The 12,160-nt window shown below is 52.3% G+C and carries 13 protein-coding genes; 7 read left to right on the forward strand and 6 right to left on the reverse strand.

Translation table 11 applies throughout. The features are described from left to right. Window positions 1-483 precede the first annotated feature (483 nt). The 3 genes from AB4O01_RS05290 to AB4O01_RS05300 all read right to left on the reverse strand — a co-directional run bounded on the left by AB4O01_RS05290 (window position 484) and on the right by AB4O01_RS05300 (window position 3,558). Window positions 484-1,416, reverse strand: coding sequence for an AEC family transporter (locus AB4O01_RS05290; RefSeq protein ID WP_460090907.1), 933 nt, complete (start codon window positions 1,414-1,416; stop codon window positions 484-486). After that, the gene (locus AB4O01_RS05295) at window positions 1,413-2,579 is read right to left on the reverse strand and encodes a pyridoxal phosphate-dependent aminotransferase (protein WP_137201184.1); all 1,167 of its coding nucleotides are present in this window, start codon (window positions 2,577-2,579) and stop codon (window positions 1,413-1,415) included. Before AB4O01_RS05295 ends, AB4O01_RS05290 begins: the two co-directional genes overlap by 4 nt. A 94-nt stretch (window positions 2,580-2,673) precedes the next feature. Next, on the reverse strand, window positions 2,674-3,558 hold the full coding sequence (locus AB4O01_RS05300; RefSeq protein WP_122461172.1) for a LysR family transcriptional regulator: 885 nt from the start codon (window positions 3,556-3,558) through the stop codon (window positions 2,674-2,676). A 176-nt stretch (window positions 3,559-3,734) separates the two neighbouring features. Here AB4O01_RS05300 and AB4O01_RS05305 point away from each other — a divergent pair, with 176 nt between their 5' ends. From AB4O01_RS05305 to AB4O01_RS05320, 4 genes are all read left to right on the forward strand, one after another. Beyond that, on the forward strand, window positions 3,735-4,124 hold the full coding sequence (locus AB4O01_RS05305; RefSeq protein WP_122461174.1) for a DUF2946 domain-containing protein: 390 nt from the start codon (window positions 3,735-3,737) through the stop codon (window positions 4,122-4,124). A gap of 109 nt (window positions 4,125-4,233) precedes the next feature. Next, complete coding sequence (locus AB4O01_RS05310) at window positions 4,234-6,315, forward strand: TonB-dependent receptor (protein ID WP_122461176.1); 2,082 nt, start codon at window positions 4,234-4,236, stop codon at window positions 6,313-6,315. Window positions 6,316-6,980: 665 nt separating this feature from the next. After that, window positions 6,981-7,538 carry an AraC family transcriptional regulator gene (locus AB4O01_RS05315; RefSeq protein ID WP_460090908.1) on the forward strand — a complete coding sequence of 186 codons (558 nt, stop codon included), beginning with the start codon at window positions 6,981-6,983 and terminating at the stop codon, window positions 7,536-7,538. A gap of 140 nt (window positions 7,539-7,678) precedes the next feature. After that, window positions 7,679-7,918, forward strand: coding sequence for a helix-turn-helix domain-containing protein (locus tag AB4O01_RS05320; protein ID WP_460092213.1), 240 nt, complete (start codon window positions 7,679-7,681; stop codon window positions 7,916-7,918). A gap of 49 nt (window positions 7,919-7,967) precedes the next feature. Here AB4O01_RS05320 and AB4O01_RS05325 read toward each other — a convergent pair whose 3' ends face one another. After that, window positions 7,968-8,996 carry a GlxA family transcriptional regulator gene (locus AB4O01_RS05325; RefSeq protein WP_012723713.1) on the reverse strand — a complete coding sequence of 343 codons (1,029 nt, stop codon included), beginning with the start codon at window positions 8,994-8,996 and terminating at the stop codon, window positions 7,968-7,970. A gap of 132 nt (window positions 8,997-9,128) precedes the next feature. Here AB4O01_RS05325 and AB4O01_RS05330 point away from each other — a divergent pair, with 132 nt between their 5' ends. Continuing rightward, complete coding sequence (locus AB4O01_RS05330; RefSeq protein ID WP_460090909.1) at window positions 9,129-10,019, forward strand: MBL fold metallo-hydrolase; 891 nt, start codon at window positions 9,129-9,131, stop codon at window positions 10,017-10,019. Window positions 10,020-10,120: 101 nt separating this feature from the next. Further along, window positions 10,121-10,663: a cysteine hydrolase family protein gene (locus tag AB4O01_RS05335; RefSeq protein ID WP_191956023.1), complete on the forward strand. Its 543-nt coding sequence runs from the start codon at window positions 10,121-10,123 to the stop codon at window positions 10,661-10,663. Between the two features lie 150 nt (window positions 10,664-10,813). Here AB4O01_RS05335 and AB4O01_RS05340 read toward each other — a convergent pair whose 3' ends face one another. Both AB4O01_RS05340 and AB4O01_RS05345 read right to left on the reverse strand, forming a co-directional pair. After that, entirely contained in the window at window positions 10,814-11,050 is a 237-nt protein-coding gene (locus AB4O01_RS05340; RefSeq protein WP_460090910.1) for an IclR family transcriptional regulator domain-containing protein, read from the reverse strand. After that, entirely contained in the window at window positions 11,044-11,394 is a 351-nt protein-coding gene (locus tag AB4O01_RS05345; RefSeq protein WP_083207115.1) for an IclR family transcriptional regulator domain-containing protein, read from the reverse strand. The genes AB4O01_RS05340 and AB4O01_RS05345 overlap by 7 nt, the downstream gene beginning before the upstream one ends. 218 nt (window positions 11,395-11,612) lie before the next feature. On the opposite strand from AB4O01_RS05345, the gene AB4O01_RS05350 reads away from it, so the two are divergent. Next, window positions 11,613-12,158 (forward strand): FUSC family protein, encoded by a 546-nt coding sequence (locus AB4O01_RS05350; protein WP_065945824.1) that lies wholly within the window; start codon window positions 11,613-11,615, stop codon window positions 12,156-12,158. Window positions 12,159-12,160: the final 2 nt, after the last annotated feature.

The raw sequence follows: 12,160 nt of genomic DNA on the forward strand, positions 1-12,160 counted from the left end.
GGCGTTAAGCTGAACACACAGCCTCCAGGTTACGGACAAACGTGTCGAGACACATGGTCGACTCTAGCGCGCAAATACATACTTGTACAGACAGGCATAGCCAATCAATCGTCCTTTGATCTGATCGATTCCTTTCTGGGAATTTAGACGACGCTAAAATTGCCTGTAAATAGGGGTCTCGGTGTTTTTTTCTCTAGACCTAAGGAGGACAGTCAACCTCTTTAATCTCGATATGCGCCATGTGGCTGGTTCGGGAGATGGTGTAGGCGGTCGGATGTAGGAGGCGGATCAGCATCGACCTAACGCGGACATGATCCTGAAGCCTCCTCGGCGACCCGGATGACTCCAATCTCGAGATAGAATCTGAATTCGTACTACTGCCACAATCCCGGCGTAATAGAAGAAAAAAACGGATACGGCTCAAAAGTGGTGCGCGAAACATCCCGCATCAGGACGGCATCGTTGAACGCTTTTCGTAAATGCCTAAAAGGCAATCCATTGGGTCATTACCACTATGACAATGGGAAGAGCGACGCCTGCGAGAAGGGTTTGGCAAGCGATGATCCCAGCCATTAGTGGCGCATCTCCGCCCAACTGGCGAGCCATGATGTAGGAGGATGAAGCGGTCGGCAGCGCCTGGAACAGGAGTGCTGCAATGGCAGCTTTCCCTTCAAGCCTGAACAGATGGCAAGCTCCAAGCGTGACGAGCGGCATGACTAAGAACTTCACCAGAGACGAATAGCTGACCGGGCGTAGCCATTGCTTAATGCTCCCGAACTCAAGCGCGGCACCCACGCAGATTAAACCGAGCGGCAGTGACGCTTGACCCAAGGCTTTGAGCATCGGCTCGATACCAACTGGTAGCCCCCAGCCTAAGACCTGGATCAACCCGCCGGCGAAGCAAGCGAGTACAAGTGGGTTCAGTGCCAACTGCTTGAGCACTTTGCTAAATGTCATTCTGCCGCTAGATCCGAACCTTGCGAAAACAAGTACGCACAGGATGTTAACTGTAGGCACTATCGCAGCGTTCGCGACGGCTGCCAGCGCTACGCCTTGCACACCAAACAAACCCGCCGCGGCAGAAACGCCAACGTAATTGTTGAAGCGTATGCCACCCTGAAAAACTGACGTGAATGTCGCATTGTCCCGAGTGATCAACGCTCTTGCTCCCAATAGCATTAGCGACACGACTACAGTCGACAATATAAGCACCGAGACCATGCTTTGAATGGGCACTCCATCAAGCTTGGCGGTCGCCAGTCCGTGAAAGAAAAGTGAAGGAAGCAATACGTAATATGCCAAGCGCTCTGCCTGCGCCCAGAAGGTATCCGCTAGAAATTGACGATGCTTGAGCCATGCGCCCAGCGCGATCAAAAAAGCGATGGGTAACAAGGCAATCAACAAAGAAAGGGTCATGCGCCCGCCTTGATTTTTTGCACCAAACGTTCACAGCCCGCGGTCAGGATGGACTCATCGGTAGCAAAGGAAAGCCTGAGATGTCCTGGCATCCCAAAAGCGCTACCTGGAACAGTTGCTATGCCCGCCTCAAGGAGCTTGAGCGCGAAGGCCTGATCATCATTGATCGTTTTGATCCTAGGAATAAGATAAAACGCGCCTTCTGGACATGCGACATCAATAGCTTCGCAGGCCCGCAGGATTTGGAGCGCGGCATCACGTCGCTGTCGATAAATTGCATTTCGCTCGCCCACCAACGCTTGAGGCCCAGTCAATGCGGAAACCGCCGCCAACTGGCTCAGGGTGCTGGTCTGAGTACAGTTCTGTGATTGAACCGAGCTGATCGTCGTGATCAATGACGTTGGCCCACACCCCCACCCCACTCGCCAGCCGGTCATTGCGTAAACTTTAGATACGCCATCCACGATCAGGATACGGTCTCTCAAATCAGGCGCCACCGCCGCCAACGTTTGGTAGGGATCATCCGTGTAACGAATTTCTGAATAAATGTCATCTGATAGCACCATCACCCCTGGATATCGACGCAGCACTTCGGCGATGGCCAACAGTTGCTCACGTGAGTAGAGCGCTCCTGACGGGTTGCCCGGCGCATTCAAGACGATCCACTTGGGCGACGTTGCCCGGCTAAGCGCTGCATCCAAATGCTCTGCAGTGAGGCGAAAACCTTGTTCTCTTGTAGTCGAAACAATCAGCGGTCGCGCGCCGCACATCTTGATCATGGCGGGATAACTCGCCCAATAGGGCGCGGGCACGATCACCTCGTCGCCACTTTTGAGGGTCGCTTGAAAAGCGTTGTAGATGATTTGTTTGGCGCCACAGCCGACGGCCACTTGATCATCGGCGTAATCGAGGTTTCGAATTTCTTTCATGCGCATTCGGATCGCGCGACGAAGTGGTTCAATACCGTTAGACGGTGAGTAGGTCAGGCGACCGCTGAGCGCAGCGTGCGCAGCTTCAAGAACGTGTGGCGGCGCGTTGAAGTCTGGCTCGCCCAATGTCAGGTCGATGACATCCCTGCCCTGCGCTCGCATCAACGCCGCTCGCTTTGCCATGATCAGGATAGGAGACTGCAGGATATTGTCTGCGGTAGGTGGAGTGCTCATGTCGCCCTCAAGAATGCGTCTGGATGGGCACCACGATAAGAAGTCGGACTCTAAAATAAAAACGATTTAAAATTCAGCAAACAACAAGTATCACTCATGGGTCGGTGTGCGGAGAATAAGCTTTCACGGCGTTCGCCAGGGCTGAAGCCAATCGCCTAAGCGGACGCTCTTCGCGCTCCAGTAATACAACGCGCCTGGTTTTTTGAGGCGTGCCGAACGGCTCAAAGGCGAGTGTGGTCAGGCTTTCGACTTGTTGCTGAGCGAGAGGAATGATGGATACTCCAAGTCCGCTTGAAACCATCTGGATAATCGCATCTTGGCTATCAAGCTCCATGCTGGTCTGCACCCGCATCCGCATAGTGCGAAGCTCCCGCTCAATGGTTCGACCCGCCCAGGCACGACGATCAAAGCGAATAAACGGCTGACTTTTGAGAAGAAGCTGCAAGTCCTCATGCGCGAGTGACACAGGCGCGATGATCCAGAAACCTTCCTCGTAAAGCACCGTGCTCACCAGGCCATAAGGGTGTGGTTTCACCGGCTCTGTGGTGATCGCAACATCTAGTTCGCCCGCTTCTACGCGCGTGGCCAACTCAGCAGACATGCCCGACGCAACAGTGATGCGCAGGTGCGGATGCAGGGCGCGCAATGCAGACAGTGCGAGGGGCAAAACGCCTGCCAGTGCTGTTTGGATGGCGCCGATTCTAAGCCTGCCCCGTAACTCGCTGTCGCCGCCAAGCTCAGAGGAGATGCCGTCATACAAGGCTAGAATTTCTCTCGCGCGCTCCACGGCGATATGGCCCGCATCCGTCAGTACCGGCAACCGTCGTGAACGGTCAAACAGGAGCGCGTTGAAATCCTCCTCCAACGACCGAACATGAAGGCTGACCGCTGACTGGGTGAGATGAACGGCGTCCGCTGCTCTGACGAAAGAACCGTGTTGGGCAATAGCAAGCAGTGTTCGAAGTGCGCGTAGAGACATAGCCATCATCCAACAAGTTGATGAGCGAGCTTACCAGTTGGTGCAGGCGTCTTGTTTGGACGCAGAGATCTTCCCTGCGATCCAATATGACCTGTGGCGAAATAGCGCACCCAGGAAAAATTTACTTCACTCTTTAAAGCGGGCTAAATAGTTGCCCCTTCGCGGCGATTTCATTTATGAGCTCGTTGAAACGTATCCGTCCCTGGATTGCCTGTCTGGCTGTCCTGCTCAATCTGTTCGCTATGCCGATGAGTCGTGCGATACAGGCACCAGACGTGCGCCTGATGCTTTGGGGTGGTTTTTGTTCAGGTGGGAACTTGAGCGCCCTTCCTGCAGACCTCGGCAAAGTAATTGATGCCCTGCAGCTGCCGCAATCGAAACCTGTCATGCAGCACGGCGACTGCTGTTGTGGTCATGCGGGACTTGCAGCGTTACCGTCCAACTACTACCGGCACTACCTACCGCCGTACACCCCCAATACCGCCCTCGAAAATCCTGAGTTGCCCACGCTACATCCGAGAGTTCGTTGGCCAAGCCTAAGTCCACGCGCATCCCCTTTCGCCTGATCACAACACCGCTGACCTCATGCGGTGCTGCTCTCTTTAAATCCTTCTAGCGGCCTGCGATGGACGCTGAACGCCCTTAAAGTTTCTTGATCATCAGGAAGTGCGTGCTATGCCTGCTTCAACCACTTTGCGCCCTGCAAAGGCATTGTCTGTGTCCCGCCCCCTTTGGCCCCTGCTTTCAATAGGCGTGCTCGCGTTGAGCCCGCTGTCAGTGGCATTAGCTGAAGCCAGCAGAATCGAAAATTCAACCCTGACCCTAGGTGCGGTCAGCATTCAGGGCTCGGCAAGCGGCCCTTTGAGTACCAGCAACGTTCTCAGCTCGGTGGATATTCTCGGAGGAGACATCCTCGAAAAAATGCCAGTAAATTACAGCTGGGAACTGTTCAGTCGCGCACCGGGTGTCATGCTCACTGAATTCAACCAAGGCACGACCTCAGGGAAAATTTCCTTCCGTGGCTTTAACGGTGAAGGCGAAGTGAATGCCGTAAAGCTTTTGATCGACGGCATTCCGAGCAACAGCAACGACGGCAATATGCCGTTCATGGACATGATTTTCCCCATGGAGCTGGACAGCATTGAGGTGGTGCGTGGCACCAGCGATGCGCGTTATGGTCTGAACAACATTGCCGGCAACGTCAACATGCTCACCCGCACAGGTGGCGACTACAACAAGGCGCGGCTGCGTTATGGAAGCTTCAATACCCAAGAAGCACAGCTGGCCAAGGGAATTGAGAGCAGCAACTGGACTCAGAATTACTTTTTCGCCTATCAAAAATCTGATGGCTACCGGGATCATGCCGAAGCCGACAAGTTTTCAATGTCTGGCAAATGGTTCTACACGCCGGACGATGACAGCTACCGTATCGGCCTTATTGCTCGTCACTACGAAACTGAAGCTCAGGAGCCAGGTTATCTAAGAGAAGACGATGCACGTCATCACCCGGAAATGACCAACAGCTTCAACGCTACTGACAAGGGTACGCGTCGCATGAACCAAGTCAGTCTGCATTTTGATACAGACCTGGCTGATAACCTCGCTTGGTCAGCGAAGACCTACGTCAACACCTTCGATGACAGGCGTTGGACGCAATACTGGAGCACCAGCGCTCAACAGGAACGCGACGCTTACGAGACGCAATATGGCGCGCTAACCTCCGTGACCTGGCGACCGCAAGTCAGCTGGCTTTACGACTTCGCCTTGGAAGGAGGCGCAGACGTACAGCAGCAGCAAAATAAAAGTGAGCGCTATCGCACTAGAGACCGCACACGTCTAGCTACCACCCGCGACCAACAGTTCGACTTCGACACCTACGGCGCTTATGTCCAGGCAGAGATCAAACCTTTCGAGTCTCTGAAGATCGTACCCGCCTACAGGGTCGACAAGATCCAGGGCGACTTCACTAATGAAATGACCGGCACAGATTACGACATCAACGACTACGGGCTGATCAAGCAGCCGAAGATCAGCGTTGTCTATTCTCCCTGGGACGTTGCCAGCTTCTATGCGAACTGGGGACGTACCTTTCAAGTGGGCACCGGGGCGGCGGCTTACAAGATACCTCCCCGGGATACCGATCTGGCACCCTCGATCAACGAGGGCTGGGAAACCGGAATCAAGTTCACGCCGGATGACTGGGTAGACGGGCGCGTTGCTTATTGGCAGCAAGAGGCCTCGGGGGAAGTTAGTCGAAGGCTGAACGACCCAAGCGGCGAATCCGATAATGTTGGTGAAACACGGCGCTGGGGTTACGACTTGCAGATGAACCTGTATCCGAACGAACGCACCAATATCTGGATGGCCTACTCTTGGCAATATTCGAAAATACTCCAGCCGAGTGCCACGTTGCCTAACAGCAAAGGTCAGGAAATCGACCACATCCCGCATCACCTCTACAACGCGGGAATCAGCTACGACGCGACACCAGCATTACATCTGACGGCCTGGATGAACGGCCAGACCAATTACTACCTAGAACGGGAGAATAAAAAAGGGACGTATGGCGGTTACGTGCTGATGAACCTCGGCGCAACATACAAAGTGACACGATCAGTTAGTGTCGACTTACAGCTGAAAAACCTTACAAATCGTTATTATGAATATGCTTGGTATGACCCGGACGGTGCCCAGGCATCCCTACATTCCCCGGGTGATGGCCGTGCGCTTTACACCGGAGTGACTTTGGACTTCTGAGGAGGAATTCTGTTGAGGCCTATTAGGCCTCATCAGCTCCAAGGAATGCGCGTCTTCCTCACCGCAATCCGATTAACTAAGAGAAAGCTGGTTGGTAACTAATCGCCTGAGAAATCTATATGTATTAGGCTCATTCACTGTCGCATTCGAATACAATCTTACGCGATCTAGAAGCCAACAGCTTAATCAGTTCTTGCAGTTGACATGATCGAAAATGAGCATGCATAGATTGTTCGTCGCGCCAAAAAAATTCGATTATCCAACTATTCGATTCGGCGACCTTCCTCAACTCACATCCTGCAACACCTGAAGAACCAATCTCCAACAGCCCAAGAATATTACAAATCTTATCTGCAAATTCATCATCCATGTTCACTTCGAACCCCATAGCGCTCTTCATAAGCCCCGACATAAAACCAATCTCCAAATCGAAAAAATAATTAGGCCGTGCGAATTACCAATACATCGCACAAGGATGTTCAAGTTACTAAATTTATCCCTAGGTGAGATTGGGCTATGCTGCAGCGTTCTAGGTTAAAGTTACGATAGACGAAAATAAGTTAAAAACATGACAAAAAATTGATGATTTCTGCCAAAATCACCAGAACCCACAAGGTGCTCTCCCGGAAGGTGTAACACAAATGCTTGTAAGATCTGTTCAGTTCATGACTTATCCCGAAGTTAGCCTTCTCGACTTAGCAGGCCCTTTGGATGTTTTTATTGCGGCTAACCACTTTGCAGACCCGGATCATCCCCCCTACTCCTTATCGATCCTTTCTTTAAGTGGAACCACTGAGATTTTCTCTAATTTCTCATTAAACGCTGCGGTTTTGGGAGCGGAAACACCGGGAGCGCACACGCTGATCGTCCCAGGCGGGCCTGGCATCCACAAATTTTGTGATCATCCAAAGTTTTTTACACATTTTGTAAGACATGCTGAAAATGCAAAGCGTCTAGTTTCCGTTTGCACGGGGGTATTTGCGCTAGCGAGAGCTGGAAAACTAAACGGGCGACACGTTACTACTCATTGGTCTGCCTATGACAAATTGGAAACAGACTTTCCATTTGTAAACGTAAGGCGCGGCCCTATATTTATTAATGACGGGGACTTATGGACTTCAGCGGGTGTTACTTCCGGGATCGATTTGGCGTTATCAATGGTTGAAGCCGACTTGGGGCATTCTGCTGCACTCGAAGTAGCACGACATCTGGTTGTTTTTTAAAACGGCCAGGAGATCAAGATCAGTTCAGCTCATCTTTGACGTTACAGTCAAAAAGCAGTCAATTCTCAGATCTTCACGCTTGGCTAAATAGCAATCTTAATAGCGATTTATCGATATCTTCACTAGCAAATTTTATGAACATGAGTGAAAGAACTTTTGCACGTAAATATAGTGAAGTCACAGGTAGCACGCCGAGTAAAATGGTCGAGCAGATTCGCCTAGAAACGGCTTGCCACTTACTTGTGACGTCAAACTCGCCACTCAAAGCAATCGCCAATAAGTGTGGGCTAGGTGACGAGTCAACGTTTATTCGTAACTTTACAAAAAAATACTCCGTCACGCCCAAGGAATATCGAGAGCGGTTTAAGCCGCTTCTCTGAAAGGTTTTTCACATTAAGCGGCGGACTGAATACTATACTAACTTAGTATTTATATATTAAGCGTAATATCGAGCTTGATTCTTGGAAAAACATCTAGTTCGCTATTTTTTTCTTCCAATTTTTTTTCACGGAAAAACATTCGCCGATACTCAGAAGGCGACGTGCCGAGGTGCACAGCGAATTGCTGCCTCAACGATAAAGGCGTTCCAAATCCTGCCTCACCGGCTACACATTCGATAGGCAGGTCAGTCGTTTCTAACAGCTCCTGCGCTCTGACAACGCGTTGAGCATTCAACCACTTTGAGACGGTACTGCCAGTCGATTCCCTGAATCGACGAGTGAAGGTGCGCCTACTCATTTTCGCCATGTCCGCCATTACGTCGAGCGACAGATCACTGGCCAAATTCATACGAGCCCATACCAGCACATCAGACAAGTGAGTCTCGCTGGATAGCTGCGGCACAGGATGCTCAACGTATTGAGCTTGGCCGCCCTGCCTGTGCGGCGGTGTCACCAGCATTTTTGCGGTGCGATTCGCTACATCGGCGCCGAGCCGCTGCCGTACCAAGTGAAGGCAACAATCTATTGCCGCAACGGTTCCTGCAGAGGTAATGATGTTGCCATCACTTACATAGAGCACTTCAGGCCTGAAACGAACTTCTGGGAACCGTCGCCCAAACTCGTCTCTGACTGCCCAGTGAGTGGTTGCTTCTTTGCCATCAAGAAGCCCGGCCTCGCCGAGCACGAATGCTCCCAGACATAACCCGACGATGAGCTTTTCCTGGAAATTTGCACGTTGTAAGGCTTGCACAAGCTTTGCAGACGCTGCGACCGAATGATCACCCCACGCCGGAATGACAATTACGTCGGATGCCTCCATCAGTTCCAGGCCATGATCGACCGCTAAGCCTATGCCTTGGTCGCTTATCACCATTCCCGGAGCCTCTGCACAGTAACTGACCTCGTAATGAGGTTCACCGGGTGCAGATTGAGCTGTTCCAAGCACCATTCCAGGGACGGAAAGATGAAACAGGCTGACTCCGTCAAAAGCCAGAACAGCAACGCGTGTGGATTGCATCAGTCAGCCTCACATTCGAGAACAGCGCAGGTTTATGGCCTGATTATATCGCAATCTGTCATTCAGGCCACTGTTGAGTCCCAGAGTATTGGGCAAGAATGGAGTCACTGATGCAATAACAGGATTAACGAGATGAACTTTAAAACACTTCCAATCGCCCTCGGCCTTACCTGCACTGCCGCAACCTCTTCGGCATTTGCGAGCTCCGACACTCCCAATTCCCCGGACGCGGCCCATAAAGTCGACTTACAGCAAGTTCGCAACGCAACGGTAAAAATCTCCTACGGCGGCACGACCTTTCTGATCGACCCGATGCTGTCCAAAAAGGGTACCTACCCAGGATTTGAAAATACCTACCGTAGTGACCTGCGCAATCCCTTGGTTGATCTGACTGAGTCGCCCGAAAAAGTGATCTCTGGTGTAGACGCCGTCATCGTCACTCATACGCATCTTGACCACTGGGACGATGCCGCACAGAAAGCACTGCCGAAAGACATCCCTCTGTTCACGCAGCATGAGGACGATGCGAAGTTGATTCGCTCCCAAGGCTTCAAGAATGTGCGCGTACTGACTGACGAAGCTAAATTCGGCGGCGTCAAAATCACCAAGACCGGTGGTCAGCATGGCACCGACGAAATGTATGCAGTACCCGCTTTAGCGAAGCCTCTTGGCGAAGCAATGGGCGTTGTTTTTCAAGCTCCAGGCTACAAGACCCTTTACCTGGCCGGTGACACTGTCTGGCGTAAAGAGGTCGACCAGACCATTGAGAAATATCATCCCGAAGTCATCGTACTGAATGCCGGGAAAGCAATGATGACCGGCTATAAGGGATCGATCATCATGGGCGAGGAAGACGTTTTACGCGCCTCAAAGGCTGCGAAGGACGCGAAAATCGTCGCAGTGCACATGGACGCAATTAACCACATGTCCCTGACTCGTGAAGAGCTGCGCACATACGTCAAAAAGCAAGGTATCGAGAGCCGGGTCGATATTCCGGAAGATGGCGCTTCACTGGAGTTCTGACTCAAACCTTTTGGGTTCGGAATAAGGCAGGTGCTATACCTGCCGATCTGAGCCTTCGCCACCCATTCCCTAAGCTCGGATAAATTGACCGGAGATCGTTCATGAAACGTGGCCTTGTAGTAGTTGATCTGCAAAACGAATACCTACCCACTGGCAAGCTACCTTTGACCGGGATCGACACCGCTGTCGAGAATGCTATCCGAGTGATCAGCCACGCCCGTGATACGGGATTTCCTGTTTTCCACATACGGCATGAGTCCGCTGAAAGCGCTCCGATCTTTGCAAAGGGATCCACAGGTGCGGAAATTCAACCAGATGTAGCTCCCCAAGGTAATGAACCTGTAATCGTAAAAAAACACATCAACGCCTTCAGAGAAACTGATCTAAAGCAGCAGCTGGATGGCTCAGGCGTACAGGAAATCGTGGTCATAGGCGCGATGAGCCACATGTGCATAGACGCCGTAGTACGTGCGGCAGCGGATATGGGTTATCCGGTTACTGTGCTGCACGATGCCTGCGCGACCCTGGATCTCAAATTTGGTGGTGTAAACGTTCCAGCCGCTCATGCACATGCAACGATGATGGCAGCCTTTGAGTTCGGCTACGCCACCGTCAAATCGGTGGACGAGTACCTGTCGGCCTAACCGCGCGACGACTTGACTTTGCGGGGCCCCATGGGGCCCTTGCCTTCATCATCAACGCACTAGCAATTTGATGGCGCCGGCAACGAGTTAAGCATTCATCGCCTCAGATTCAGACGGACTATACCTTGTCAGGATCGTCCCGCTTGTGCGCTAGCCGACTATACCGATCTCTTTGAACACTCCAGCCTTGGAACGCAATAACTCCTCAATGTAGGTATCGCGAGCCCTTTCGAAACGAAATGTAGGGATTGGCATTGAGATTGCATAACGGCCTAACACTGTATCCAGCGCGACAGCTGTCGTGGTGATGCCCTCGATGAGTTCACTGTGATCGCTTGAAATCCCGATTTTGCGAATATTGTCCAACTGTTTCAGCAGCGTCAGCAATACCGCCGTCTCCTGCTTCGTAGCGATTTCAGCTGCAAACAGAGCCTTAAGTCCTCATTTTTGTCTAGAGCCAAGAGCGCCCGTCCAGCAGATGTCCCATACAACGGGGTATCCAACTGGCCAAGACGTGGCACCACCTGTAACTCACGATCAGCAACAACACGGTCTTCAACGATCAGTTGGATGCCGGCAGGCCTCGAAAATACAACCGTCTCTTGAACCACCTCGCTCAGCTTATGCAGCCAAGGGCGAACGACAGTCATGCGGTCGACATGGGCATTCGCGACAAGCCTTAACAAACCCGCCCCGAGACTGATTCCTCCGGCTCCTTCACTCCGAATCATTACCTGCTCTTCCAGCGCTCCTACGATGCGCTGCACCGTTGAGCGAGGCAGATCTACCGCCTGGGCTCACTTGTTTTCCTGAGCGCTATCGGGGTATGGACTCTGTCAGGAGAACAAGCCGCACTCATCATGATGATCGTGCTACCTGTCTTGCTCTCCCAGGCATTCTCCTCACACCCAGTGCCACGCGTGGCAACCGCCAAGTTACTGGGGGAGCCTTGATCGCCATCCCTGTCGCTATCCTGTTTGTACTCAGTTCGCTTGCGCAGGGTTCGGGCGATTTCGAGATGTTGATCCTGGTGCTTTCTGCGCCTCTTTTTCTGGGGCTGATGAGCATGACGTCACCGACACTCGCCCCCTACGGGCTTGGTTTCTGCCTCACCTTGGCTGTGCTTGTTCAGCCGAGCAACTACATGACATTTGCAGTCGATCAATGCCTGTCCACGGGACTGGGAATCGCAGCGGGCCTCGGCTTGCTGTACGCAGGGTTTGATCTGTTAGGGCCGCCCAAGGCCACATGGCTGCAGCGACGAATTATCAGAGCACTTAATTCCGACTTGGGAAAAATGCGGAAAAAGCGATTGTCAGCCAACTGGCTTACACAACGTGCGGCTGAGCGTCTGGCCTTTCTCGCTGCATACGAGCCGCCATCGCCGGTCGGTAGGAAGCTGACACAGCGTGGGCTTAATGTATTTGAGTCTGGCCACCGCATGACCGTGAACTCAATCAAGCAGCACCAAGCATCAAATTCCACGCTCCAATAATG

The organism is Pseudomonas sp. S2_E02, assembly GCF_054668355.1.